Below are 24,176 nucleotides of genomic sequence, written 5' to 3'. Positions count from 1 at the left end.
GGCGCTTTCGCGAATACTTTAGCTTTCCGCGAACAGCGACATCACCGAGTCGCCGCGACGGATACGCGAGAACGTTTCGGCCAGCAGACCTGCGCTCGTCAGCGAGCGGATCTTCGGGCACGAGCGGGCTTCTTCGCCGAGCGGGATCGTATCGGTAACGACGACTTCGTCGAGCGCCGATGCCGCAATGCGCGCACCGGCACCGCCCGACAGGACCGGGTGCGTCGCATACGCGAACACCTTCGTCGCGCCGCGCTCCTTCAGCACTTGCGCTGCCTTGCAGAGCGTGCCCGCCGTATCGACCATGTCGTCCATGATCACGCACGTGCGGCCTTCGACTTCACCGATGATGTTCATCACTTCAGCGACGTTCGCCTTCGGACGACGCTTGTCGATGATGGCCAGATCGCAGTTCAGCTGCTTTGCCAGCGCGCGGGCGCGGACCACGCCGCCGACGTCCGGCGACACGACCAGCAGGTTCTCGTGATTCTGCTTGCGCAGATCGCCGAGCAGCACGGGCGTTGCGTAGATGTTGTCGACGGGGATGTCGAAGAAGCCTTGAATCTGGTCAGCGTGCAGATCCATCGTGATGATCCGCTCGACGCCAGCGATTTCCAGCATGTTCGCCACGACCTTCGCGGAGATTGCGACGCGCGCCGAACGCGGGCGTCGATCCTGACGGGCATAGCCGAAGTAGGGGATGGCTGCTGTGATCCGGCCGGCGGATGCACGCTTGAGCGCATCGACCATGATCATCAGTTCCATCAGATTGTCGTTGGTCGGCGCGCACGTGGACTGGAGGACGAAGACGTCCTTGCCACGAACGTTTTCCTGAATCTCGACCTGGATCTCACCGTCCGAGAAACGGGAGACCATTGCTTTACCGAGGGGAATACCGAGGATCTTGACGACTTCCTGTGCAAGCGCTGGATTTGCGTTGCCAGTAAAAACCATCAGGCCGTCATGGCTGCTCATCATGCACCTGCTTCAGGCTGTGGGAGGCGAGGAACTGCGAGAATTTTTGGCAGGGGAGGAAGGACTCGAACCCTCGAATGCCGGAATCAAAATCCGGTGCCTTAACCAACTTGGCGACTCCCCTACACTAACTTTGAGCTTCGCTGAATGTGTAGGCCATTCAGCGCCGCGAAACTTATGCCGCGAAAGCGAAGAGTGGATGCGTATCCAGACTTGCCGCAACTGCACTGTTCCATTCGACGGGCAGTTTGGCTTGCGCCGCAACTGCTTCATCCTTGCTACGGAACGCTGCAAAAACGCTTGCGCCTGATCCCGTCATCCGCGCTGGCGCGATGTCGTCAAACCATCGAAGCACCTGCGCGACTTCCGCGTATTTTCCTGCGACAACCTGCTGCATGTCATTCCGGCCGAAGCTGTCTGGCCATTCTGCGTTGCAACTATGCTGTGCAAGAAAGTCTGCTATTGTGAGGGCTTTCGTATCTCTTGTCAACGTTTTCTCTGAAAAAATCGCTGAGGTTGGAACGTGAACCCTCGGTGTCACCACCAGAAAGTGGCGCGGCGGCAATTGTACCTGCTCAAGTTCTTCTCCGATACCCTCAGCGAAGGCATTTTTTCCGAAGATAAAGAATGGCACGTCGGCGCCCAGTTTGACGGCGAGTGCCTGCAATTCCACGCGCGGCAAATCGAGCTTCCAAAGACGGTTCAGCGCAAGCAGTGTCGTCGCTGCGTCGGAGCTGCCGCCGCCCAGGCCCGCACCCATCGGCAGACGCTTGTCGATCTCGATGTCGACGCCGAGGCGCGTGCCCGTGTGATCCTTCAGCAGCTTCGCTGCGCGCACGGTGAGGTCGGTGTCGGCGGGAACATCGGCGATCTCGGTGCCACGCGTGATCGCGCCGTCGTGGCGAAGCGTGAAGTGCAGCGTGTCGCCCCAGTCGAGCAACTGGAACACCGTCTGCAATGCGTGATAACCGTTCGGCAGACGGCCGGTGATGTGCAAAAAGAGATTCAGCTTCGCCGGAGCGAGACAGTCGCGCAGCGAGTCGTTCGTTTCGATCATGAGTCTTTGCAAGGAGCGCGTGCGCGCGATTACTGGTCGAGCACGAGCTTGATGTCGAGCGGCGGTTCGGAACGTTCGAGATTGACGCGCTTCACGCCGGTTGCGGGCGCATCGGCATAGGCGAGATAGTCGATCGTCCAGCCGTCCTGTTGAATCTGCTTCAGATGCGACTGCTGCCGCGGATCGCTTTCGGTCGTCGCCTTCGACGTCGGCGCGACGGAGGGCTGCAGCCAGTAGCGCAGCCCTTCGACGGGCAGCGTGAAGCCGAGCGCATTCTGCATCAGCGTGGAGACGTTGTCGGCCGTCATCGGCTGACGGTTCGGCAGTTCGAGCGTGGCGATTGCCGGCGATGACGTCACGATCGCCATGGTCTGTCCGAGCGGATTGCGCAATTGCACCGTGACGGTGTCACCACGTTCCTGCCAGTCGAAATTGCCATACGCATTGCGCTGCTGGCCGTTCTGGTCGACGTACTGAACGGCAAAACGGCCGTGATACGCGCGGGCCGTCTGCGCGGTGACGGCCGTTGCGGCATTCGACGTGGAGGGTCCTTGCGGCTTGACGGAAGCACAGCCCGCCAAGGCGACGACGGCTGCGGCTGCGAGACCCAGCGCCGCGCGGCGCGGCACCGGGGTTGAAAACACGAGACGGGGAAAGTGCATCAGAGATCGTTCACCTGAAAACGTTTGAGCGTTTTTACGAGTGTGTCGTTGTCCGGTTCGAGCTTGCGGGCATCGCGCCATGCCGCGCGCGCCTGGTCCTGATCGCCGCTCTTCCACAGCACTTCACCGAGATGCGCGCCGATTTCGGCGTTCGGCTGCAGATCGTAGGCCCTGCGCAGCAGATTGATCGCATCCGTCGTATCGCCGAGCCGGTATTTGACCCAGCCGACGCTATCCATGATGAACGCATCGTTCGGCGCCAGCGACAGCGCCTTTTCGACGAGCTTGTCCGCTTCCTGCAGACGCTGGTTGCGATCCGCGAGCGAATAGCCGAGCGCGTTGTATGCCTGCGCGTTATCCGGTTGCGTGCGCATCAGCTTGCGCAATTGCGTTTCCATTACGTCGAAATGGCTGTTCTTTTCCGCAGCCATTGCGTAGTCGTAGGTGAGATCGGGGTCGTCCGGGAAATCGCCCGTGGCTTGCGCGAGCCGCGTTTCGGCTTCCGGATAGCGCTTTGCGTCGAACAGAATGGCGGCGTCGGTGCGCGCGATCAGCGCCTGATCGCGCGGGTCCTGCGGATGAATGCCCGCGAGCAGCTTGCGCGCGTCATCGGCTTTGCCCTGCTTTTCCAGCAACTGCGCGCGCGTGATCTGCGCGGGAACGTACTGCGTACTGGTCGGCGAAATCTTGTCCAGCCAGCGGCCCGCTGCGTCGTTGTCCTTCTGTTCGAGCGACAGTTGCGCGAGATAGATATACGCCTGACCTGCATCCGCGCCCGGCATTTTTTCGGCTCTCTGCGCGTACTGCTGCAGATAGTTCTGTGCTTCGGGCAGATTCTTCTGCTGGATCTTGATGAGCGCAAGCGCCATCAGCGGCGTCAGATCCTTCGGGTTGTCCTTCTGCATGTACTCGAACTGTTTCTGCGCGTCGTCGAGGCGATCGCTCGCGAGGTACATTTGCGCGAGTGCAAGCCGCGCTTCATGCGACTTCGGATTGGCCTTGACATACTTTTCCAGCGACTCGATGCCTTCCTTGCGCTCTTCCGGTCCCATCTGCGAGAGCAGCAGCGCAGCGGGCAGATAGTCGGGCTTGAGCTTGAGCGCCTGTTCGAGTGACTTGCGTGCGCCGGGCGCATCGTCGGCGAGAAGCTGCTGACGCGCCATTGCAAATTGCGCTTCCGGGCGGTTCATGTCGTTCGCGAGCAGATCCTGCAGCACGTGCAATCCGCCTACGCGATTCGGTCCGCGCGAAATCAGCAATTGCAGCGCGAGAATGCCGCTGCCGCGATTTTCCGGCGGGATCTTCGCGAGTTCTTTCGCGAGCATCGGCTTTGCGTCATCGGGCTTGCCCGACAGCACGAGCAACGATGCGTCGAGCTGCGCGGCGCGCTCCGACGTCGGCGCATATTGCTGCCATAGCTGCGCGGCCGTCAGCGCATCCGACGGACTCTGCGCGGCGAGCGCGATTTCCGTCGCGCGCTGCGCCATGCGCGGATCGTGCGTGTCGCGCGCGAGCGAGAGATAGGTCTGATACGCGGGCGCAGGCTGATTGCGCTGCAGCGCGACTTCCGCTGCGAGCACCTGGAAGACGATCTGGCTCGTCAGCGCAACGTTCGGCAGATTGTTCTTTTCTTCGGCGGATTCAGGGCCGAAGGCGTCTTGCACGGAGACGGCGTTGTCATCCGTATCGGGCGACGGATCCTGGGCATGCGCGGGCAATGCGGCGAGCGCCCAGACAGCCAGAGCGGCCACACCGAGCAGCCGGCGTGGAGAAACAGCGTGCGGTACGCTGTTCGCACCAGTCCGGCGCTTCAAAAACTGCGTAACGAAGGACAGGTTCATACAGATCCGTTCAATGTTTCGGACGATTGTAACGCGCTCGCTACAATAAGCGCATAACCACTGACGCAAGTTGCAGACCAGTTAGACATGCCAGAGTTGCCAGAAGTTGAGGTTACGCGACGCGGAATCGAGCCGTTTGTCGCCGGCCGGCGCGTCGAACGCGTCGACGTACGCACACCCGCGCTGCGCTGGCCGATTCCAGCCGGTTTCGCGCGCCTGCTGCATGGCCGGCTGGTCCACAAAGTGGAACGGCGCGGCAAATATCTGCTGTTCGAGATCGACGAGGGCTGGTTCATCGTGCATCTCGGCATGACGGGAACGCTCAGAGTGCTACGCAACGTGCCGCATCCGCCGGCAGCCGCAAAACACGATCACGTCGACTGGGTATTCGACGACTTCATTTTGCGCTTTCGCGATCCACGCCGCTTCGGCGCTGTGTTATGGCACCCGCGCTCGGCAGGCGACGTTCTCGATCATCCCCTTCTGGCGGAGCTCGGCGTCGAACCGTTCGCACCGTCTTTTTCCGGTGCGCTGCTGCATCGTAAGACGCGCGGGCGCAAGGTATCAGTGAAGCAGGTGCTGCTCGCGGGTGAAATCGTCGTCGGCGTGGGCAACATTTACGCATCCGAATGCCTGTTCCGCGCCGGCATCCGGCCGACCACACCCGCGGGACGCATCTCGCTCGTTCGTTACGATCTGCTTGCAGACGCCGTGCGCGCCACGCTCGCCTCCGCTATCGAAAAGGGCGGCAGCACGTTGCGCGATTTCGTCGGCAGCAACGGCGAGAGCGGCTACTTCCAGCTCGACTATTTCGTCTATGATCGCGCGGGGCTGCCATGCCGCGTGTGCGGCACGCCGATCAAACAGATCGTGCAGGGGCAACGCTCCACTTACTACTGTCCGACCTGTCAGCGCTGAATCATTCATGTCCGCTTCCGTTCCTTCGACCGCTTCTTCGCCTGCCTCTTCAACAGCATCTGCGATCGTCTCTGCGACCGCATCTTCGACGATACCTGCTCTGTCCGATTTCTCTGTGCGCCTGATCGCATGGCAGCGCGAACACGGCCGTCATGACCTGCCGTGGCAGAACACGCGCGATCCATACCGGATCTGGCTGTCCGAGATCATGTTGCAGCAGACGCAGGTGTCGACGGTGATTCCGTACTACGCGCGTTTTCTCGCGCGTTTCCCCGATGTCGCCGCGCTCGCGTGCGCCCCCGCCGACGACGTGATGACGCTGTGGGCCGGCCTCGGCTACTACACACGAGCGCGCAATCTGCATCGCTGTGCGCAGGTCGTCGTCGAACAGCATGGCGGCCGGTTTCCCGAATCGGTCGAAGCGCTCGCGGAATTGCCGGGTATTGGGCGATCGACGGCGGCCGCGATTGCATCGTTCGCATTCGGCGCACGTGCGACGATTCTCGACGGCAATGTGAAGCGCGTGCTTGCGCGCGTATTCGGCGTCGAAGGCTTTCCGGGTGAGAAGAAAGTTGAGAACGGCATGTGGCTGCTCGCGGAATCGCTGCTGCCCGTGAACGCAACCGACGACGACGTGAGCGCCTATACGCAAGGCCTGATGGATCTTGGCGCGACGCTGTGCGTGCGCGGCAAGCCCGATTGCGCGCGCTGCCCGTTCGCGGTGGATTGCGTGGCGAAGGTGACGGGCCGTCAGCGCGAATTGCCTGCGGCGCGTCCGAAAAAGAGCGTGCCGACGCGCCGCACGTGGATGCTGCTGCTGCGCGACGGCGATGCCGTGATGCTCGAAAAGCGTCCGCCGTCGGGCATCTGGGGCGGCTTGTGGAGTCTGCCGGAAGCAGCGGATGAAGCGGCGCTCGCGCAACTCGCGCGCGACTTCGGCGCGAGTGCCGATGTGTCGCCGCTCGCGCCGCTCACGCATGTGTTCACACACTTCAGGCTGGATATCGAGCCGCGTCTTGCCGAACTCGATCGCTCTTCAAACGCCGCGAACGCACGCGACACCGAAACCGTATGGATGTCGCTGAACGAACTCGACGCGTATGGCGTGCCCGCTCCCGTGCGCAAGCTGCTCGAAGGCCTGCAGGGTTCGCTGATCTGATAGCGGCTACAGCAGCTGATGTTGCTGCATGTAGTGATGCACGACGTCGATGCGCGCGCCGGCGTCCTGCAACTCCATCAGTTTTTGCCGCGCCTTCAATGCGATCGGCAGCACTTCCGACAAGCGGTTCGATACCCATGTGGGATCGTCGAGCCTGAATGGTTCGATGAACGGGAGGCTTTCCGGGTCGCGCTCGCGTATGGTCGCGATGATGCGTTCGAGCACTTCCGCGCACGCGCCGAATTTCTCCATGTGGCCGGTGCCTTCGAGCGGCATGTCGCCGCCGATCAGCTCCGCCATGCCGACCAGCAAGCCGCCCGATTCGACACGATGCGACAGCAGGCGAAACCGTTCTGTGCCGCGCGCGCGAATCAGCAGCATGCCGAACTCGTCGACATCGCACACGTCGATTTCCGCGAGGCAGCCGATCGCTTCCGGCACGGCGGGTTCGTTGGGCTGCGCGACTTCCGCGCCGCTTTTCAGCAGACACACGCCGAACGGCGTCTTGTCGCGCAGACAGTCGCGCGCCATGTCGAGGTAGCGGGCCTCGAAGATTTTCAGAGGCAGCAGCCCATCGGGAAAGAGGACGGTGTGCAATGGAAACAGCGGCACATCGGCAAGCACGGACGGTGTAGAGGACATGGCGCAACGCTTCGGTTAGGGCCGCCTCGAGCGGCCGGTCAAGCCACCATCGGAGACCTCAGGCGACCAGTTTCGATGAGTCGTCGACGTCGATCGGCGCATCGCGATGCCGCACTATCACGTTCGCTTCGCTCGCGAAACGCGCGGCAAGCGTTTCGGCGATGAATACCGAGCGGTGCTGTCCGCCCGTGCAACCGATTGCGACGGTCAGGTAACTGCGATTGTCGTCGCGGAAATGCGGTAGCCACTTCTGCAGGAACGACTCGATGTCGGCCATCATCTGCTGGACGATCGGCAATGCATCGAGGAAATCGATGACGGGCTTGTCGAGTCCCGTCAACGGACGCAGCTCGCGGTCGTAGTAAGGGTTCGGCAGTGCGCGCACGTCGAACACGAAGTCGGCATCGAGCGGCACGCCGCGCTTGAAGCCGAACGACTCGAACATCAGCGCAAGGCCCGTGTGCTCCTGTTCGATAAAACGCTTGACCCACGCGCGCAAAACGTTTGCCCGCAGGTTGCTGGTGTCGATCTGATGGCCGAACTCGGCGAGACCTGCGACGAGTTCTCGCTCGCGTTCAATCGCTTCGGCAAGCGAAGTCAGCACGCCGACGTCGGCATCGTGCGCGGGCGAGCCCGACAACGGATGACGGCGGCGTGTTTCGGAAAAGCGTTGGATCAGGGCTTGCGTGCTGGCGTTCAGGAACAGCACGCGCACGTCGTGCTGGCCGGAGAGATCGCGGATCATCTGCGGCATGTCTTCGAGCGAGGCGCCCGAGCGTGCGTCGATCGCGACCGCGAGCTTGTCCTGGCCGTCGCTCGCGATGTACGCGGCGAGCTCGGGCAGAAAGCGCGGCGGCAGATTGTCGACGCAGTAGTAGCCCGCGTCTTCGAGCGCGTTCAACGCAACAGACTTGCCGGAGCCGGAGATGCCGGTGATCAGGATAATGCGCATGGAGTCGAGGAGTCCGTTGAGTTCATCATAGCATCCGGTGCCGCCCGCTGTGCCGCTGCGGCTTCTCGTCCATCGCGTCAGATCAGCTTGCCAGGAAACTGGCTGTCGGGGTCCTGCATCGCGAGACGCTGGCGATCCATGAAGTCGCGCAGCGTATCGATGCCGCGCAGTTGCAGGATCGTGTTGCGCACGGCTGCTTCGACCAGCACCGCGAGGTTCCGGCCGGCCGCCACCTGGATCGTGACCTTGCTGATGGGCAGGCCGAGCACGTCGACGGTCTGGCTCTCGAGCGGCAGACGCTGGAATTCGCCGTCGGGTCGGCGCACCAGTTGCACGATCAGCTTCAGCTTCATCTTCCGGCGCACGGCCGTTTCACCGAAGATCGTCTTGATGTCGAGCAGCCCCAGGCCGCGTACTTCAAGCAGATTCTGAAGCAGGGGCGGGCAGCGTCCTTCGACGAAATCCGGGCCGAGGCGCACGAAGTCGACGGCGTCGTCGGCGACAAGACCGTGGCCGCGACTGATCAGTTCGAGGCCGAGCTCGCTCTTGCCGAGGCCCGAGTCGCCCGTGAGCAGCACGCCCATCCCGAGGATGTCGAGGAACACGCCGTGCAACGTTGCACGCGGCGCGAGAATGCGCGACATGTAGAGGCGCAGGCTGTCGATCACGGCAGCCGGCGACATCGGCGTCGTGAAGAGCGGCGTCGACGAACGCGTGCAGCGCAAGACCAGTTCCGGCGGCGCGGCGACTCCGCCCGCGACCACGAGGAACGGCGGTTCGAGCGCGATCAGCTCGGCCATGTGGCGCGAACGGTCTTCGTCGGATTGACGCTGGTAATAGTTGGTTTCGGCGTCGCCGAGCACCTGGATCCGGTTCGGGTGGATCAGATTGAGGTGGCCGACGAGGTCGGCACTGGACGTTGCGGTCGCAACCGTTTCTGCCGAGAAGCCACGCTCCCAGCCCTCATGCCCCGTCAGCCAGCTTAGCTTCAGCGCGGCGGCGTTGTCGTCGAAAATGCTTTGGGCGTTGATGCTGGACGTATCCATGAATCCCTGACTCCCTGACTTCATATGTGCCGCTGTGGTGCCGCCTTCGTGCTGCCGTAGTGGCGCTTCGGTGCGCTCTGACCGTTGCCCCGCCTGTTGCCTGCTCGTTACCCGCTTGTTGCTCGTTCCGCCACGCTTTGCACGGGATGTGTCCGGCTCGCCGCGACGCCCTGCTCACCGGACGATCGCCGCGTGCGTCGGACGCGGCCTCGTGCTCTTCTCACGGACGCTGCGCCACGCCGGTACGTCAAGGTTGCCACTGAGTGAGCAGGCGATGCAATGCCTCCCGGTCCTGTTCCGTGTGCAGCCGTTCGCGCGCTTCGCGGTCCGACAACAGTTGGGCGATCTCCGACAGGATCTCCAGGTGTTGCTGGGTCGCCTGTTCCGGGACCAGCAGGAAGATGAGCAGCGAAACGGGCTGGCCGTCGGGCGATTCGAACGGGATCGGTTCGGACAGGCGCACGAACGCGGCGAGCGGCTGCTTGAGGCCCTTGATGCGGCCGTGCGGGATCGCGACGCCCTCGCCGAGTCCCGTCGAACCGAGACGCTCGCGCGCGAACAGATTGTCAGTCACTGTGCTGCGGGCGATACCGTTCTGGTTTTCGAAGATCAGGCCCGCTTGCTCGAATACGCGCTTCTTGCTGGTAACCGAAAGACCGACGACGACGTTTTCGAGGGGAAGATATTTGGCTAAACGATTCATGTTGGCAGGCGCAAAGGTCGCCTGGATTCTCCTCGCTGTGGCGTTTGAAAAGCGTTCCATGCGTGGCAACTGCTCATAGCGGACACAACGATGCGCAATGAGCCCCGCCCCTGAGATCCGCAACGACCCCTTTGTGCGGGACTCGGGCTGGACAAAACCCCGAAAGGCAACCGATTCATTATAGAACAGGGTTGCAACATATGGTGCGCCGCGCCATGAGTGAATAGACGAGTCGCCCCTAATCGCGCGATCGGGGTGAACGTTCGCATGAAACGCGGCACGCGTGCGATAGGCTGCAACGGCCTCTCAACGAAAAACCGCCCGATGTCGGGCGGTTTCGCGGGGTGAGGAAGCAACTTCCGGATCTGCTTATTGCGGTGGCACTTCAGGCTGTGCCGCGACCGGTTGATACTTGATCGCTTCGTGCTGATGACCCTGCAGGCGATCCTTGTGACGAATGACTTGCCGATCCAGCTTGTCGATCATCACGTCGATCGCGGCGTAAAGGTCGCCATCGCAGCTCTCGACGAAAATGTCCTTGCCTTTCAGATGCAGGTTGATTTCAACCTTTTGTCTCTTTTCCTTTTCCTTGTGGTTGTCGACCGAGAGGACCACATTGCCATCGATCACCTGATCGAAATGTCTTAGCACCCTGTCTAGTTTGGTGATCACGTATTCTCGCAACGCTGGCGTTACTTCGAGATGGTGTCCACTGATCTTCAGATTCATAGTGCTTCTCCAAGCTAGTAGCCGCCTGGTCCGCATGAATCGCGCGAGCGCCGGTCGATTCTCGCGACTGCCACGCCGTCCCCCGTTGACAGGCTACTGGCAGGTCGCATCGGCCAGCCTGCTCCGCCATACAGCGGCGCGGCCGGGAAATGCCCGCCACAGGAGGTAGCGGGCTACAGAGACTTGCGCAGATTGACTGCTGGGATTTTCAGTGCTTCGCGATACTTCGCAACTGTACGGCGCGCGACCACGAAACCCTGTTCTGCCAGCAGTTCGGCAATGCGGCTGTCTGAAAGAGGAGATTTGGTGTCTTCTGCTCCTATCAGTTGCTTGATGAGTGCGCGAATGGCCGTGGAAGAGGCCGCGCCCCCGGTGTCGGTGGATACGTGCGATCCGAAGAAGTACTTAAATTCAAGCGTCCCGAACGGGGTGAGCATGTACTTGCCGGTTGTCACACGCGAGACCGTCGACTCGTGTAAACCCAGCGTATCAGCTATTTCCCGCAAAACCAAGGGGCGCATGGCAATTTCGCCATGTGCGAAAAAGTTCTTTTGACGTTCGACAATCGCCTGGGCGACACGCAGAATCGTCTCAAAACGCTGCTGAATATTCTTGATCAGCCAACGCGCTTCCTGTAGTTGTTGCCGCAGCGAACCGCTGCCCGGATCGCCGCGATTGTTGCGGAGGATATTCGCGTACAGATGGTTGATGCGCAGCTTCGGTACGACTTCAGGGTTCAGTTCGGCCAGCCATCCCTGTGCCGTTTTGCGCACCATGATGTCGGGCACGACGTAGTCTGCTTCGGCCTTGCCGTACGAGGCGCCGGGGAAAGGTTCGAGCGAGCGGATCAGAGCGTGGGCTTCGCGCAGGTCGTCGTCGCTGGCCTTCAGGTATTTGCGCAGCCGCGTGAAATCGCGCGCGGCGAGCAGTTCCAGATGATGCGCGACGATGTCGAGCGCGAGTGTGCGCGTCGGCGATGGCTCGAGCCGGCACAATTGCAGACGCAGACACTCCGACGCCGAACGTGCGCCGACGCCCGACGGATCGAAGCTGTGCAGCAACGCCAGTGCCGCGTTCAGTTCGTCGGTATCGACTTCTAGCTCTTCGGGAAGGTCCGCGAGAATTTCGTCGAATGTGGCCGTCAGATAGCCGTCGTCGTCCAGGGATTCGATCAGGAACGTGACGAGCGCGCGGTCGCGAGGGCTCGCCTGCGTCACGCGCAATTGCGCGGTCAGATGATCGCGCAGCGTCGTCGTCGATTCGTGGATTTGCAGCGGCGGCAGATCGTCGTCGTCCGACGCGTTGCCCGAACGGCCGTAGTCGTCCAGGTTCCACTGGCTCGAATCGGTGTTCGCATCCGCGCCGAGGCCGTTGTACTCGTCGACGCTCCGAGGCTCGCCGCCATCGGCGCTCTCGCTGGTCGACGTCGACGAAGTGGACGGCGGCGCGCTCGACATTTCCTCCGGCACGGCGCCCTGCGGCGTCTGCGCGATCACCGACCCGTCGGCGGCGACGCGCAACGGACTCGCGATCCAGTCGTCCTCCGCTTCGAGCAGCGGATTCTGAGCGATCGCCATCGAAACTTCCTGTTGCAGCTCAAGCGTAGACAGCTGCAGCAGCCGGATGGACTGCTGCAGTTGAGGTGTCAGCGCAAGATGCTGCGACAGGCGGAGTTGGAGGCTGGCTTTCATGGCAAGTTGTGAATCATTGTAGAGAGTTTGCCACGACCGCGATACATTGCGACACCCGCAAAAACGCGCGTGCATTAGATTTTGGCGCGGACGGCGGAAACAAGCCAGCCCGGCGTCAAAATTACTGCACCCGTTCCTGAAACGGCCGCAGGGTTGGGCGAAGAAGGGCGAGCCGAACGCAACGGCCGCCCGGGCGCGGGCGCGCTTTACATGCGGAAGTGTTCGCCCAGATAGACGCGGCGCACGCTCTCGTTTTCGATGATGTCGCCGGGGGCGCCGGCCGCGAGCACGCTGCCGTCGCTGATGATGTATGCGTGATCGCAGATGCCGAGCGTCTCCCGGACGTTGTGATCCGTGATGAGCACGCCGATGTTGCGCTGCTTCAGGAACTTCACGATCTTCTGGATTTCCAGCACGGCGATCGGGTCGACGCCCGCGAACGGCTCGTCGAGCAGAATGAAGCTCGGGTTCGTTGCGAGCGCGCGTGCAATTTCGACACGGCGGCGTTCGCCGCCCGACAGCGACAGCGCAGGATTTTCACGCAGATGTGCAATTTGCAGCTCGTCGAGCAAAGCTTCCGTGCGCGACGCGATCGCATCTTTCGACAGCCGCTTGCCGTCGTCGCCGATCTGCAGTTCGAGCACGGCGCGGATGTTTTCCTCGACGGAAAGCTTGCGGAAAACGGAAGCTTCCTGCGGAAGATACGACAACCCTAGCGACGCACGCTTGTGAATCGGCAGAAGGCTGATCGACTTGCCGTCGAGGTCGATCTCACCGGCATCGAGCGGCACGAGGCCGACGATCATATAGAACGACGTGGTCTTGCCCGCGCCGTTCGGGCCGAGCAGACCGACTACTTCACCGCTTTTCACGTCGAGCGACACGTCCTTGACGACCGTGCGCGAGCCATAGCGCTTCTTCAGATTGCGTACGACGAGCGAACTGCTGGTGCCGGCGGGCTTTCGGTTGGGAAGGGCAGGGGCGCTCACGGCTTCGTCGTTCCTTGTCCTTGGAATTGGTTGGTCGGTTGCAGCGTCGCGGAGGGGCCGCTGATCGGTTGCGCGCCGCCGTTACGCGGCGACAGCATCGCGCGCACGCGGCCATTCGGATTGCCCGGACCCGCGACGTCCTTGCCGGCCTTCGCCGTATAGAAGTCATTCTGGCCGTCATACGTGATGACGCTGCCATGCACTTCGTCCATCAACGTCGTGAGACCTTGCAGACGGCGCACGGTTGCGCGCGTCGTCAGCGTGGTGAGGTCCTGCTTGCCGTCGTAGTCGATGCGTTCGGCATCGCCGTCGATATATTCGTCGACGCCGTCGCGCTTCTGGCGAAAATACGCGAGGTTCTTGCCCGTCGACGTGCCCGTTGCATACTGATAGCCCTGCGGGTCCTGCGAGACTTCGACGCGGTCCGCCTTGATGACGATCGTGCCTTTTGTCGCGACCACGTGGCCGGTGAAGATGTTGACCTGCTTGAGGTCGTCGTACGTCATGTTGTCCGCTTCGATATTGAGCGGCTTGTCCTTGTCGGCACGCTCGGCGTGCGCGAGCGGCGCAAAACCGGCGAGCGGTAATGCAAGCAATAGTGCCGCAAGTCCGGCGCGGCTCGCGCACAGCGTGCGCACGCGGCCGGACTCAAAACGGGGGAACGATTCGTTCATGCAGTCACGCCTGGAATTGGATTACCCGGGTTGCTTCTGGGAGCCGCCGGAGTCGGCGGGGGCGATGGCGCCGCGCACGTTGCCGAATAGCTGCATGACCCGGGTGACATTGTTGTATTTCATGCCGCTGGCCGTCATGATCGACTGGCCGCGCTGAAGTTTAACCGGCTTTTCTGTCTCGATCACATCGTCGTTGACGAGCACGCGGAAATGCGAGGAATCGGCCTGCATCTGCGGATCGCCGTAGCCCGCGTCGCGCAGGATGCGCGCGCTGTCGTACAGATCGACGATCGACGCGTCCGCGTTCACCGTGCCGCGATCGCCCGTCGCGGTGACGACGGGCTTGCCGGGCTGGAACGCGCGGATCGCGGGCTTCGTCAGGTCGCTCACTTCGGTGTCCTCGTAGTGAACGAGCGTCGCCGCGGTGAGACGGTATTGGGTTGCGCCCGACTGATCGAGCTCGGACACCGAGAAACTGTCGGCGAAATAGTCGGGCGTGTGCTGCTTCGGCTTGACCGCGCCTTCGTTCTCGTGCGGCAGCGTGGCTTGCAGCAGCCAATATGTGATCCCTGCGAGCGCCGCCATCGCGGCGAGCGGTATCAGCGAAGTCCAGCGAAACCGGTTCATCCGACGAGGCCCCGCGGCATCTCGCCGCTGCACGCCGCCGCGAGCAGCGCGTCATAGCGGCCCTGTGCGCGCAGCAGCGCGTCGCATACCTCGCGCACGGCGCCGTGGCCGCCGCGCGCTTCGCTGACCCAGTGCGCACGGGCGATCACTTCGGGATGCGAGTTGGCCGGCGCGGCCGCGAAGCCGACTTTGAGCATCACGGCGAGATCGACCCAGTCGTCGCCCATGTAGCCGCATTCTTCGGCCGTGCGGCCCGTTTCGTTCAGCAGTTGCGCGAACGCTTCGAGCTTGTGCTCGACGCCCTGATAGAGATGCGTGATGCGCAGTTCCCGCGCGCGCGCCGCGACGATACCCGACTTGCGCCCCGTGATGATTGCCGTGTCGATACCGGCTTCGCGCAGCAGTTTTGCGCCGTGGCCGTCCATCGAATTGAACGCCTTCATCGTGTCGCCTTCGGCCGTAAACAGCAGGCCGCCGTCGGTGAGCACGCCATCGACGTCGAAAATCATCAGCTTCACGCGGCTCGCGCGTTCGGCCGAGGTCAGGGCGGAAGAGGTCATCAGATCACCTTCTTCGAGAACAGGTCGTGCATGTTGAGCGCGCCGATGAGCTTGCCCGTTTCATCGACGACGAGCATCTGATTGATGCGATGACGCTCCATCAGTTCCACGGCTTCCACGGCGAGCCGGTCGGGACCGATCGTACGCGGGCCGTGTGTCATGACGGATTCGATCGGCAGTGCGCGGAAATCGCCGTCGCGTTCGAGCACGCGGCGCAGGTCGCCGTCGGTGAAGATGCCCTTGACGCGCTCGTTTTCGTCGACGATGGCCGTCATGCCCATGCGCTTTGCCGTCAACTGGAACAGCGCGTCGCGCACGTTCGATCCGGACAGGACCTTCGGCACCTGATCGCCCGTGCGCATCACGTCGTGCACATACGTGAGCAGGCGCCGGCCGAGCGCGCCGCCCGGATGGGAGCGCGCGAAATCGTCCGTGCCGAAGCCGCGGGCTTCGAGCACGGCCACCGCGAGCGCGTCGCCGAGCGCGAGCGCTGCCGTCGTGCTCGCTGTCGGCGCGAGATTCAGAGGACACGCTTCTTTTTCGACGCCGCAATATAGATGGACGTCGGCCAGTTTGGCGAGACTCGAAGTGGGGCGCCCCGTCATCGCGATCATTTTCGCGCCGAGGCGCTTGATCAGCGGCAGGATCGCGACCAGTTCCTCCGATTCGCCGGAATTCGACAGACCGATGAAGACGTCTTCGGCCGTGACCATGCCGAGGTCGCCGTGGCTCGCTTCGGCGGGATGCACGAAGAACGCGGGCGTGCCCGTGCTGGCGAGCGTCGCCGCCAGCTTGCGCGCGATATGACCGGATTTGCCAATGCCTGAGACGACCACGCGTCCACGGCAGCCGAGTATGAAATCGATCGCTTCGACGAAGGCGTCGTCGAGATGATCGCGAAGGGAGCGCACGGCGTCCGCTTCGATGTCGAGCACGTCACGAGCGAGCGCAAGTGCCCGATCGCCATTGATTTTCGCTATCATCCGGGGAGTATAGCAAAGGCGTATGTTCGCCGCGCCGGGACCGAACGTTCCGGACATTGCCCTCACCGGCCCCTCGACCTTGCTGCGCGGGCGTTTGCGCGTGGCTTCGCTGACGAACCAGGACGCTCTCCTCGATGCGCTTTTGCCGATGATTTCCCCGCTCGAAATGACGCTCTTTCTGCTGCTGGCCTCAGTAGTGGGCGTCGTCGTGTTCCGCTATCTGAACCTGCCGCCGATGCTGGGTTATCTGACGGTGGGGATCGTCGTGGGCCCGCACGCGTTCGGCATCGTGCCCGATTCCGTCGGCGCGCAGAACCTCGCCGAATTCGGCGTCGTGTTCCTGATGTTCTCGATCGGGCTGGAGTTTTCGCTCGCGAAGCTGCGCTCGATGCGCCGGCTCGTGTTCGGCCTCGGGCTGCTGCAGGTGCTCGGCACGGTGGCCGTCGCGGTATCGCTCGGCATGGTGCTGGAGCGCTGGGTGCACATCTCGTGGCAGGGCAGCGTCGCGCTGGGCGGCGCGCTCGCGATGTCGTCGACGGCCATCGTCAGCAAGTTGCTCGCGGAGCGGCTCGAGATCGAGACCGAGCATGGCCGCAACATTTTTGGCGTGCTGCTGTTCCAGGATCTCGCCGTCGTGCCGCTTCTGATCATCATCTCGGCGCTGGGCGGCAATTCGGACGATCTGATGAAAGCGCTCGGCATCGCGTCGATCAAGATCGTGATCGCGCTGTCACTGCTGCTGATCGTCGGGCAGAAATTCATGACGCGCTGGTTCAACGTCGTCGCGCGCCGACGTTCGCAGGAACTGTTCGTCCTGAACCTGCTGCTCGTCACGCTGGGCGCGGCGTTCATCACCGACAGGTTCGGCCTGTCGCTCGCGCTCGGCGCGTTCATCGCGGGCATGCTGATCGCCGAGACGCCGTACCGTCATCAGGTGGAAGAGGACATCAAGCCGTTTCGTGACGTGCTACTCGGTCTCTTCTTCGTGACCACGGGCATGCTGCTGAATCCGCGCGTGATCTGGACGCATCCGCTCGTCGTGCTCGCGTTCCTGATCGCCCCGCTGCTGCTGAAAGCCGTGATGATCACGGGGCTTGCGCGGCTGTTCGGCGCGACGCCCGGCGTGGCGATGCGCACGGGCATCGGGCTCGCGCAGGCGGGCGAGTTCGGCTTCGTGCTGCTCAATCTGATCCTCGATAGGCATCTCGTCGACGCGACGTTCCTGCAGGCGATTCTCGCGTCGATGCTGCTGTCGATGCTCGCCGCGCCGTTCCTGATCCAGAACGCGGATCGCATCGTGCTGCGGCTGTCGTCGACCGAATGGATGATGCAGTCGTTGCAGATGACGCGCATCGCGACGCAAAGCCTGAAGCAAACCGGCCACGTGATCATCTGCGGCTACGGCCGCGCCGGACAGAACCTCGCGCGGATGCTGGAGCACGAAGGGCTGTCGTATGTCGCGCTCGACCTCGATCCCGATCGCGTGTCGGCGGCCGCGGCGGCGGGCGAATCGGTGGTGTTCGGCGACGCGGGGCGGCGCGAGTCGCTGCTCGCGGCGGGTATCCATCGCGCGGCGACCGTCGCGATCACGTACGCGAATACGCCGTCGGCGCTGCGCGTGCTGCACAACATCCATGAACTCGAGCCGACGTTGCCCGTCATCGTGCGCACTGTCGACGACAGCGACCTCGAAAAGCTGCTCGCCGCGGGCGCGACGGAAGTGATTCCGGAAATCGTCGAAGGCAGTCTGATGCTCGCGTCGCACACGCTCGTCGTGATGGGCGTGCCGATGCGGCGCGTCGTGCGACGCGTGGAGGAGTTACGCGACGAGCGCTATAGCCTGCTGCGCGGCTATTTCCACGGCGCGGACGACGTCGATGACGACGACGGTCACGAGCAGGTGCGGCTACAATCGGTCCCCGTCGACGAAAAGGCCGATGCTGTCGGGCGCACGCTCGAAGAACTCGGCCTCTTCGATCTCGGCGTCGAAGTGACGGCGATACGGCGGCACGGCATTCGCGGCGTCGAGCCCGATCCATCGACTAAACTTCGCGCAAGCGACATCGTCGTGCTGCGCGGCTTGCCCGAAGCGCTGGCGGAAGCGGAGGAGCGTCTGTCGAAGCATCGGCGCGCGGGCGCGGCGGCGGCCTGACGCTTGCTGCCATCCATCAACACCGATCACGCGGCGGCGCTCGACGAACGCGCGCCGTATTCAAGCAACTCACTGGAAACATCGGGGTCTTCGACGACCCGTCTGGAGTCATCATGTCCAACGCGCCTGCGAACAAGCCATTCGATGCGGCCGAATACATCAACAGCCGGATCCGCACGGTGCCCGACTGGCCGCAAGCCGGCGTGCAGTTTCGCGACATCACGCCGTTGCTGCAAAACCCGAAAACGCTGCGCGTGTTGATCGACATGTTCGTGCAGCGCTATATCGACCGGAAGCTCGACTACATCGCGGGGCTCGACGCGCGCGGCTTCATCATCGGGCCGATTCTCGCGTACGAACTGAATCTCGGCTTCATTCCGATCCGCAAGATCGGCAAGCTGCCGTACAAGACGGTGTCCGAATCGTATGCGCTCGAATACGGCACGGCGACCGTCGAGATTCATGAGGACGCGTGCAAGCCGGGTGACCGCATCGTGATCGTCGACGATCTGATCGCGACGGGCGGCACGATGATGGCGGGCAAGAAGCTGCTCGAGCGTCTTGGCGCGACAGTGGTCGAAGGCGCGGCGATCATCGATTTGCCCGACCTCGGCGGCTCGAAGCTGCTGCGCGATGCAGGGCTGCCGCTTTTCACCGTGACGGGATTCGGCGGTCACTGAGTCTTTCCAACGGAGTTTCTGAGCAATGCCCAATTTCCTGCTCTTTCTCGCGACGTCGATAGCGATCACGTTCGCGCCTGGCCCCGACAATCTGCAAGTGCTCGCGCGCGGCATTTCGCAAGGACGCGCCGCGGGCTTCGTCGCCGCGCTCGGTTTCGCCGCGGGCATTTCGTTTCATACGACGCTCGCGGCGCTCGGCGTCGCCGCAGTGCTGCGCTCGTCGCCTGTCGCGTTCCAGATCATCAAGCTCGCGGGCGCCGCGTATCTCGTGTGGATCGGCATCAAGGCATTGCGCAGCAACGGTCTCGCGACGGCGCACGAGCGCCCGCCACAGCCGCTTTCGTCGATCTTCCGGCAGAGCGTGATCGGCAACATGATGAACCCGAAGGTGACGCTGTTCTTCGTCGTGTTCCTGCCGCAGTTCGTCGATCCGCACGGCGCGCAGAGCGTCACGTTGCAGATGCTCGAACTGGGCGCGCTGTTCATGCTGCAAACGGTCGTCGTGTTTTCGCTGTTCGGCGTGTGCGCGGGTTTGATCGGCGGATGGCTGAGGCGCCGTCCGCGCGCGGGCGTGTGGCTCGACCGGCTTGCGGGCGCTACGTTTATCGCGATCGGCATCCGCGTCGCGCTGCGCGACTGATTCGTTGGTTGCCGTTTGAGTCGTCGGCTGGATCGTCGACACGTCACGCTGTCTGGAGCTGTCTGGAGTCTTCATGTCTTTGCCTTGCATCGCCGCCGCGCGCCGCTTCGATCCTGCGCGGCATCTCCGGTTCGTGATCGGCGGGGAGCGCGTCGGCTGGATTCGCGCGACCGATGCGCCGCTGCTCGCGCGCTGGCCCGATGTGTTCGACATCGATGCGAAGAGCGTCACGCTTGCGCCGCAATTCAACACGGTCGAGCTGCGTAGCGCCGCGCTCGGTTCGGTGATCGGCGCGCTCGCCGCTGACGGCCGCATTCCCGGCTGGCGCGACGAAACCTACGCGATTCGCAATGCGTTCGATGCGCCGCCGCTCGCGTATATCGAGCGCGCGGCGTCACGTTTTTTCGGCACGATGACGTACGCGGTGCATTTGAACGGCGTCGTAGAATACGAAGATCGCGCGCCGCAGTTGTGGATCGCGCGCCGCAGCGACACGAAGGCAACCGATCCGGGCAAGCTTGACAACGTCGTTGCGGGCGGCGTCGGCTGGGGCTTTAGTCTCACTGAAACGATCGTCAAGGAATGCTGGGAAGAAGCGGGCATTCCGCAAGAGATCGCCGCGCGTGCGGTCGCGGGACGCACGGCGCATGTGCTGCAATCGCTGCCCGAAGGCACGCAGGCCGAGCAGATTTTCATCTACGACCTCGCACTGCCCGAAGACTTCGCGCCGCGCAATCAGGATGGCGAAGTGGGCGAACATCGGCTGGCGCGCATCGAAGATGTCGCGCGGTGGATCGAAGAAGGCGCGATGACGGTCGATGCGAGCCTCGCGACGCTCGATTGCCTGCTGCGCCGCCGCTGGATCGACGAAGAGGCCTGCGCTGGCATCGACGCGCTGTTCGAGCCGCCCGTCTTCGACTGACACTGACGGACGAACGCGCACCCGAAGCACCGCATCTCACTCTACGAAACACGCACTGAAGAAGGGAGTCACCGGGTCATGTCGACCGAACACAGCTTTATTCTCAAACTGTCGTGTGCCGATCGGCCCGGCATCGTTCACGCCGTGTCGGGTTTTCTGTTCGATCGCGGCAGCAACATCCTCGACTCCGCGCAATTCGGCGACAGCCACACTGGCGAATTTTTCATGCGCGTCCACTTCCAGCAGGTGGGCGGCGATCCCGGCCTCGACGCGCTGCGCGAAGCATTCGCGACGCTCGCCGCACAGTTCGGCATGCGCTGGGAATTGCACGACGCGAACGTGAAGCCGCGTGTCGTGATCATGGTGTCGAAGATCGGCCACTGCCTGAACGATCTGCTGTTCCGCTATCGCACGGGGCAGTTGAACATCGAGATTCCCGCGATCATCTCGAACCACAAGGAGTTCTATCAGCTCGCCGCGAGCTACGACATTCCCTTTCATCACTTCCCGCTGACGTCGAAGGACGCGAAGGCGCAGCAGGAAGCACGCGTGCTCGAAGTGATCGACGAATGCAAGGCGGATCTCATCGTGCTCGCGCGCTACATGCAGATTCTGTCGCCTGAATTGTGCGAGCGGTTGACCGGGCGCGCGATCAACATCCATCATTCGTTCCTGCCGAGCTTCAAGGGCGCGAAGCCTTACTACCAGGCGTTCGATCGCGGCGTGAAGCTGATCGGCGCAACGGCGCACTACGTGACGACGGATCTCGACGAAGGCCCGATCATCGAACAGGAAGTGGAGCGCGTCGATCACAGCATGACGCCGGATCAACTGACGGCGATCGGCCGCGACGTCGAATGCGTGACGCTCGCGCGGGCGGTGAAGTGGCACGTCGAGCACCGTATCGTGCTGAACGGCAGCAAGACGGTCGTGTTCCGCTGAGTCTTTTTTTCTTTTTCATGAAGCCGGCGCGGATCGTGATCGACCGCGCCGGTTTTTTTATTGCGACGTCGCGCTTTCGGTTTGCGCGCGAACGGCGCGTGATTTTGCGTCGCGCGCGTTCATCGCACGGCGGCGCGCGTTCATCTTCTTTAGCCAGATCAACAGGCCCGTCGCGCTCAGCGCGGCCACCATCACGCCGACGAAGCTGACCAGAATGCGTCCGCCGATGCCGAGGATGCGCCCCGAATGCAGAGGGAATTGCGCCTGCATGAAGAGATCGCCCGCCGTGCCCTGGCCGGGAATCTGCGCGCCGAGCGCCTGGCCTGTCTGCGCATTCCAGTACGTCCATGCATTGCCGAGGCCGCCGTCGCCGTGATCGTCGCCGGCTCCGAAATAGCCGACGCCGTACACATGGAATGCCGGCGCGTAATAGATCGCGCCCGGCGGTGCATCGATACGCTTTTCGATGCGCGCCTGTTCCGCCGCCTTCAGGATCTGCTCGCGCGGCAGCGGCTCGTCGTTGGGCCTGGCGTTGGGCAGCATCGACGGATCGGCGAACGGCGTTGGCGTGAGCGTCGAGAACAGCTTGACGATCGGCTGCACAACCGGCGTCGACAGATTCATCGACACCGACGTCACCGCGACGATCAGCAGCAGTCCCCAGATCCATACGCCGCCCGAGCGGTGCAGATCGAACGTGAGCGCGTAGCCGCCGCGCCGCACGCGGAACGCAAACGACTTCTTCCACGCTTTCGCGCTGGGAAACGCGAGCACGAGCGCGATCACGCTATCGAAAATCCACACGATGCCGACGATGCCCATCAGCCACGTGCCGATGTCGATGCCATGCGTGAACGGCAGAAACAGCGTGTAGTGCAGCTTGTAGATGAACGGCAGCAGATTGATCCGCGCGACCGACAACGCGCCCCATTCGCGCCGGCCCTGAATTTGACCCGTGGCGGGATCGACGGCGATCTGATTGAAATCGAGCGGATAAGGCTGGTTCGTTTTCGGATCGACGCGCGGCATCACCATCATTTGCAGCGTGTGTCCTTTTTCGGCCGCGAGCGGCAGATAGGTCACTTGCAGCCGAGCGTCGCTCGACTCGACACGGCGCGCGAGTTCCAGCGACGGTAACGGCGCGGCATCGCTGCGCGCGTCGAAGAACGACGGATTGAGCGCCGCGTCGAGTTCGTGACCCCACGCGATCAGCGCGCCCGTCAGTCCCGCGACGAATAGAAACAACGCTGTCCCGATGCCGAACCAGCGATGCAGTCGAACGAGCGCGGATCTCATGCGCGGTTTCCGTCGAAAGCGACGGCCGTCGACGGCAAAAAAGTGGCAGACATGACTGCGTGGCGTCCATGCAAATAAGAATTATTCGCATCTTAAGGCGCGTGCGTCGATGTCGCAAGAGTTTCGTCATCGCCAAGGAGCGCCTCGACTTCTGATTGCCGCGCGATGCGGACATCGATGCGGACATTAAAAAAGCGGCCTCGCGGCCGCCCTTTTTGCGTCGATGCACCCGTTGCGATGCGCTACACGAGCCGCAGATAGATCAGTTCGCGCTTGATGTACGCATAGAAGATCGGTGCGGCGATCACGCCAGGAATGCCGAACGCGGCTTCCATCACGAGCATCGCGATGAGCAGCTCCCATGCGCGCGCCTCGATCTGTCCGCCGATGATGCGCGCGTTGAGGAAATATTCGAGCTTGTGAATCAGGATCAGGAACACGAGCGCCGTCACGGCCGCCGGGAAGCTCACCGACAGCGCCACTGCGACGATCAGCGTGTTTGAGATCAGATTGCCGATCACGGGCAGCAGCCCGACGATGAACGTGATGATGACGAGCGTCTTCGCCATCGGCAGCGGCGCATGGAAGAGCGGCAGCAGCAACAGCAGGAATATGCCCGTAAACACGGTGTTGATCGCGGAGATCTTCACCTGCGCGAACACGATGCGGCGGAACGCATCGGCGAAACGGCCCACGCGCGTGATGAACGCCGTCGACAACGGCAGCCGCTGGATATGCTTCTGCGCGCCGACCGCGACGATCGCGCCGATGATCATGCCGATCAGCACGTGCGTGAAGATGCGCGCCGCGTTCTTGCCGCCTTGCGAAAGCGTGCCCGCATGCGTCTGCATCAGCACGGTGGCCTTTTCCTTCATCTGCTCGGTCGAGACGGGCAGGTTCTGCGCGATGAACTGCGGCAGGCGGCCACGCGCCTGGTCGATCAGCGACATCGCCTGGTCGAGCAGCTTCTGGACGCTCGGCACGTCATTCTCGAAGTGCTCGATGATGGCGACCGTGATGCCCGTCAGCACGCCGACAATCACGGCGGACAGGATCACCACCGCGAACCAGCGCGCGCGGTAGCTCGACATGTGTTTTTCGATGCGCGGCGCGAGCGTATGGACGAGCTGGAACACGAGCATGCCGGCGAGCAGCGCGCCCAGCAGCCTCAGTTCAAGCACCGCCCACATCGCAAGCAGCGCCACGACATAGCTGCCGATTTCGACCGCCGACAGTTTCGGCAGGCTCATGTCGCTGGTCAGCCTGACCGGGCGAGGGCGCAGATCCTGCACCTGCCCGTCGTCGCGGGCCGGATTTCGCTTGGCCATGGCTTTCT

At 62.9% G+C, this 24,176-nt stretch carries 24 protein-coding genes and 1 tRNA gene; 7 read left to right on the top strand and 18 right to left on the bottom strand.

Annotated elements, in window-relative coordinates; genetic code table 11:
* Positions 1–18 precede the first annotated feature (18 nt).
* The 5 genes from BN2476_RS10805 to BN2476_RS10785 all read right to left on the bottom strand — a co-directional run bounded on the left by BN2476_RS10805 (position 19) and on the right by BN2476_RS10785 (position 4,535).
* Entirely contained in the window at positions 19–975 is a 957-nt protein-coding gene (locus BN2476_RS10805; protein ID WP_087734318.1) for a ribose-phosphate pyrophosphokinase, read from the bottom strand.
* 47 nt (positions 976–1,022) lie between these two features.
* Positions 1,023–1,099, bottom strand: a tRNA-Gln gene (locus tag BN2476_RS10800).
* Positions 1,100–1,150: 51 nt separating this feature from the next.
* Positions 1,151–2,032, bottom strand: a complete 882-nt coding sequence (ispE, locus tag BN2476_RS10795) for a 4-(cytidine 5'-diphospho)-2-C-methyl-D-erythritol kinase (RefSeq protein WP_087734144.1) — start codon at positions 2,030–2,032, stop codon at positions 1,151–1,153.
* A gap of 29 nt (positions 2,033–2,061) precedes the next feature.
* On the bottom strand, positions 2,062–2,694 hold the full coding sequence (gene lolB, locus BN2476_RS10790; RefSeq protein ID WP_087734143.1) for a lipoprotein insertase outer membrane protein LolB: 633 nt from the start codon (positions 2,692–2,694) through the stop codon (positions 2,062–2,064).
* Complete coding sequence (locus BN2476_RS10785; protein WP_087734142.1) at positions 2,694–4,535, bottom strand: tetratricopeptide repeat protein; 1,842 nt, start codon at positions 4,533–4,535, stop codon at positions 2,694–2,696. The genes lolB and BN2476_RS10785 overlap by 1 nt, the downstream gene beginning before the upstream one ends.
* Positions 4,536–4,622: 87 nt before the next feature.
* Here BN2476_RS10785 and mutM point away from each other — a divergent pair, with 87 nt between their 5' ends.
* Positions 4,623–5,453, top strand: a complete 831-nt coding sequence (mutM, locus tag BN2476_RS10780; protein WP_087734141.1) for a bifunctional DNA-formamidopyrimidine glycosylase/DNA-(apurinic or apyrimidinic site) lyase — start codon at positions 4,623–4,625, stop codon at positions 5,451–5,453.
* A 7-nt stretch (positions 5,454–5,460) separates the two neighbouring features.
* Positions 5,461–6,612 (top strand): A/G-specific adenine glycosylase, encoded by a 1,152-nt coding sequence (mutY, locus tag BN2476_RS10775; protein ID WP_438942872.1) that lies wholly within the window; start codon positions 5,461–5,463, stop codon positions 6,610–6,612.
* Positions 6,613–6,618: 6 nt separating this feature from the next.
* Here the strand turns inward: mutY and BN2476_RS10770 are convergent, their stop codons facing one another.
* The 11 genes from BN2476_RS10770 to kdsD all read right to left on the bottom strand — a co-directional run bounded on the left by BN2476_RS10770 (position 6,619) and on the right by kdsD (position 16,208).
* Positions 6,619–7,254 (bottom strand): LON peptidase substrate-binding domain-containing protein, encoded by a 636-nt coding sequence (locus tag BN2476_RS10770; RefSeq protein WP_087734140.1) that lies wholly within the window; start codon positions 7,252–7,254, stop codon positions 6,619–6,621.
* Positions 7,255–7,312: 58 nt separating this feature from the next.
* A complete protein-coding gene (rapZ, locus tag BN2476_RS10765) occupies positions 7,313–8,206 on the bottom strand; it encodes an RNase adapter RapZ (protein WP_087734139.1) in 894 nt (297 codons plus the stop codon).
* 77 nt (positions 8,207–8,283) lie between these two features.
* Entirely contained in the window at positions 8,284–9,252 is a 969-nt protein-coding gene (gene hprK / locus BN2476_RS10760) for an HPr(Ser) kinase/phosphatase (RefSeq protein WP_028365019.1), read from the bottom strand.
* 247 nt (positions 9,253–9,499) lie between these two features.
* Positions 9,500–10,015, bottom strand: coding sequence for a PTS IIA-like nitrogen regulatory protein PtsN (ptsN, locus tag BN2476_RS10755; protein ID WP_087734138.1), 516 nt, complete (start codon positions 10,013–10,015; stop codon positions 9,500–9,502).
* Positions 10,016–10,324: 309 nt separating this feature from the next.
* The gene (hpf, locus tag BN2476_RS10750) at positions 10,325–10,684 is read right to left on the bottom strand and encodes a ribosome hibernation-promoting factor, HPF/YfiA family (protein WP_087734137.1); all 360 of its coding nucleotides are present in this window, start codon (positions 10,682–10,684) and stop codon (positions 10,325–10,327) included.
* Positions 10,685–10,857: 173 nt separating this feature from the next.
* On the bottom strand, positions 10,858–12,375 hold the full coding sequence (locus BN2476_RS10745; RefSeq protein WP_087734136.1) for an RNA polymerase factor sigma-54: 1,518 nt from the start codon (positions 12,373–12,375) through the stop codon (positions 10,858–10,860).
* Positions 12,376–12,581: 206 nt separating this feature from the next.
* Positions 12,582–13,364 carry an LPS export ABC transporter ATP-binding protein gene (lptB, locus tag BN2476_RS10740; RefSeq protein ID WP_087734135.1) on the bottom strand — a complete coding sequence of 261 codons (783 nt, stop codon included), beginning with the start codon at positions 13,362–13,364 and terminating at the stop codon, positions 12,582–12,584.
* Complete coding sequence (gene lptA / locus BN2476_RS10735) at positions 13,361–14,038, bottom strand: lipopolysaccharide transport periplasmic protein LptA (protein ID WP_087734134.1); 678 nt, start codon at positions 14,036–14,038, stop codon at positions 13,361–13,363. The genes lptB and lptA overlap by 4 nt, the downstream gene beginning before the upstream one ends.
* Positions 14,039–14,059: 21 nt before the next feature.
* The gene (lptC, locus tag BN2476_RS10730; RefSeq protein ID WP_087734133.1) at positions 14,060–14,665 is read right to left on the bottom strand and encodes an LPS export ABC transporter periplasmic protein LptC; all 606 of its coding nucleotides are present in this window, start codon (positions 14,663–14,665) and stop codon (positions 14,060–14,062) included.
* Positions 14,662–15,225, bottom strand: coding sequence for a KdsC family phosphatase (locus BN2476_RS10725; protein ID WP_087734132.1), 564 nt, complete (start codon positions 15,223–15,225; stop codon positions 14,662–14,664). The genes lptC and BN2476_RS10725 overlap by 4 nt, the downstream gene beginning before the upstream one ends.
* A complete protein-coding gene (kdsD, locus tag BN2476_RS10720) occupies positions 15,225–16,208 on the bottom strand; it encodes an arabinose 5-phosphate isomerase KdsD (protein WP_087734131.1) in 984 nt (327 codons plus the stop codon). Before kdsD ends, BN2476_RS10725 begins: the two co-directional genes overlap by 1 nt.
* A 148-nt stretch (positions 16,209–16,356) precedes the next feature.
* Here kdsD and BN2476_RS10715 point away from each other — a divergent pair, with 148 nt between their 5' ends.
* From BN2476_RS10715 to purU, 5 genes are all read left to right on the top strand, one after another.
* The gene (locus BN2476_RS10715; protein WP_087734316.1) at positions 16,357–18,360 is read left to right on the top strand and encodes a monovalent cation:proton antiporter family protein; all 2,004 of its coding nucleotides are present in this window, start codon (positions 16,357–16,359) and stop codon (positions 18,358–18,360) included.
* A gap of 113 nt (positions 18,361–18,473) precedes the next feature.
* Entirely contained in the window at positions 18,474–19,040 is a 567-nt protein-coding gene (locus BN2476_RS10710) for an adenine phosphoribosyltransferase (RefSeq protein WP_087734130.1), read from the top strand.
* Between the two features lie 25 nt (positions 19,041–19,065).
* The gene (locus BN2476_RS10705; protein ID WP_087734129.1) at positions 19,066–19,680 is read left to right on the top strand and encodes a LysE family translocator; all 615 of its coding nucleotides are present in this window, start codon (positions 19,066–19,068) and stop codon (positions 19,678–19,680) included.
* Between the two features lie 73 nt (positions 19,681–19,753).
* Positions 19,754–20,602, top strand: coding sequence for an NUDIX hydrolase (locus tag BN2476_RS10700; RefSeq protein WP_087734128.1), 849 nt, complete (start codon positions 19,754–19,756; stop codon positions 20,600–20,602).
* Positions 20,603–20,680: 78 nt separating this feature from the next.
* Positions 20,681–21,544: a formyltetrahydrofolate deformylase gene (gene purU / locus BN2476_RS10695; RefSeq protein ID WP_087734127.1), complete on the top strand. Its 864-nt coding sequence runs from the start codon at positions 20,681–20,683 to the stop codon at positions 21,542–21,544.
* 57 nt (positions 21,545–21,601) lie between these two features.
* Here the strand turns inward: purU and BN2476_RS10690 are convergent, their stop codons facing one another.
* Both BN2476_RS10690 and BN2476_RS10685 read right to left on the bottom strand, forming a co-directional pair.
* The gene (locus BN2476_RS10690) at positions 21,602–22,840 is read right to left on the bottom strand and encodes a PepSY-associated TM helix domain-containing protein (protein WP_087734126.1); all 1,239 of its coding nucleotides are present in this window, start codon (positions 22,838–22,840) and stop codon (positions 21,602–21,604) included.
* A 242-nt stretch (positions 22,841–23,082) separates the two neighbouring features.
* On the bottom strand, positions 23,083–24,168 hold the full coding sequence (locus BN2476_RS10685) for an AI-2E family transporter (protein WP_087734125.1): 1,086 nt from the start codon (positions 24,166–24,168) through the stop codon (positions 23,083–23,085).
* Positions 24,169–24,176: the final 8 nt, after the last annotated feature.

The sequence above is a fragment of the Paraburkholderia piptadeniae genome (genome assembly GCF_900007165.1).
Taxonomy (GTDB): domain Bacteria; phylum Pseudomonadota; class Gammaproteobacteria; order Burkholderiales; family Burkholderiaceae; genus Paraburkholderia; species Paraburkholderia piptadeniae.
This window is presented reverse-complemented; position numbering and strand designations above follow the sequence as displayed.

Bases quoted from the DNA above. Each gene is read 5' to 3' on its own strand.
- BN2476_RS10805 (WP_087734318.1), bottom strand. From the start codon at position 975: ATGAGCAGCCATGACGGCCTGATGGTTTTTACTGGCAACGCAAATCCA.
- ispE (WP_087734144.1), bottom strand. From the start codon at position 2,032: ATGATCGAAACGAACGACTCGCTGCGCGACTGTCTCGCTCCGGCGAAG.
- lolB (WP_087734143.1), bottom strand. From the start codon at position 2,694: ATGCACTTTCCCCGTCTCGTGTTTTCAACCCCGGTGCCGCGCCGCGCG.
- BN2476_RS10785 (WP_087734142.1), bottom strand. From the start codon at position 4,535: ATGAACCTGTCCTTCGTTACGCAGTTTTTGAAGCGCCGGACTGGTGCG.
- mutM (WP_087734141.1), top strand. From the start codon at position 4,623: ATGCCAGAGTTGCCAGAAGTTGAGGTTACGCGACGCGGAATCGAGCCG.
- mutY (WP_438942872.1), top strand. From the start codon at position 5,461: ATGTCCGCTTCCGTTCCTTCGACCGCTTCTTCGCCTGCCTCTTCAACA.
- BN2476_RS10770 (WP_087734140.1), bottom strand. From the start codon at position 7,254: ATGTCCTCTACACCGTCCGTGCTTGCCGATGTGCCGCTGTTTCCATTG.
- rapZ (WP_087734139.1), bottom strand. From the start codon at position 8,206: ATGCGCATTATCCTGATCACCGGCATCTCCGGCTCCGGCAAGTCTGTT.
- hprK (WP_028365019.1), bottom strand. From the start codon at position 9,252: ATGGATACGTCCAGCATCAACGCCCAAAGCATTTTCGACGACAACGCC.
- ptsN (WP_087734138.1), bottom strand. From the start codon at position 10,015: ATGGAACGCTTTTCAAACGCCACAGCGAGGAGAATCCAGGCGACCTTT.
- hpf (WP_087734137.1), bottom strand. From the start codon at position 10,684: ATGAATCTGAAGATCAGTGGACACCATCTCGAAGTAACGCCAGCGTTG.
- BN2476_RS10745 (WP_087734136.1), bottom strand. From the start codon at position 12,375: ATGAAAGCCAGCCTCCAACTCCGCCTGTCGCAGCATCTTGCGCTGACA.
- lptA (WP_087734134.1), bottom strand. From the start codon at position 14,038: ATGAACGAATCGTTCCCCCGTTTTGAGTCCGGCCGCGTGCGCACGCTG.
- lptC (WP_087734133.1), bottom strand. From the start codon at position 14,665: ATGAACCGGTTTCGCTGGACTTCGCTGATACCGCTCGCCGCGATGGCG.
- BN2476_RS10725 (WP_087734132.1), bottom strand. From the start codon at position 15,225: ATGACCTCTTCCGCCCTGACCTCGGCCGAACGCGCGAGCCGCGTGAAG.
- kdsD (WP_087734131.1), bottom strand. From the start codon at position 16,208: ATGATAGCGAAAATCAATGGCGATCGGGCACTTGCGCTCGCTCGTGAC.
- BN2476_RS10715 (WP_087734316.1), top strand. From the start codon at position 16,357: ATGATTTCCCCGCTCGAAATGACGCTCTTTCTGCTGCTGGCCTCAGTA.
- BN2476_RS10710 (WP_087734130.1), top strand. From the start codon at position 18,474: ATGTCCAACGCGCCTGCGAACAAGCCATTCGATGCGGCCGAATACATC.
- BN2476_RS10705 (WP_087734129.1), top strand. From the start codon at position 19,066: ATGCCCAATTTCCTGCTCTTTCTCGCGACGTCGATAGCGATCACGTTC.
- BN2476_RS10700 (WP_087734128.1), top strand. From the start codon at position 19,754: ATGTCTTTGCCTTGCATCGCCGCCGCGCGCCGCTTCGATCCTGCGCGG.
- purU (WP_087734127.1), top strand. From the start codon at position 20,681: ATGTCGACCGAACACAGCTTTATTCTCAAACTGTCGTGTGCCGATCGG.
- BN2476_RS10690 (WP_087734126.1), bottom strand. From the start codon at position 22,840: ATGAGATCCGCGCTCGTTCGACTGCATCGCTGGTTCGGCATCGGGACA.
- BN2476_RS10685 (WP_087734125.1), bottom strand. From the start codon at position 24,168: ATGGCCAAGCGAAATCCGGCCCGCGACGACGGGCAGGTGCAGGATCTG.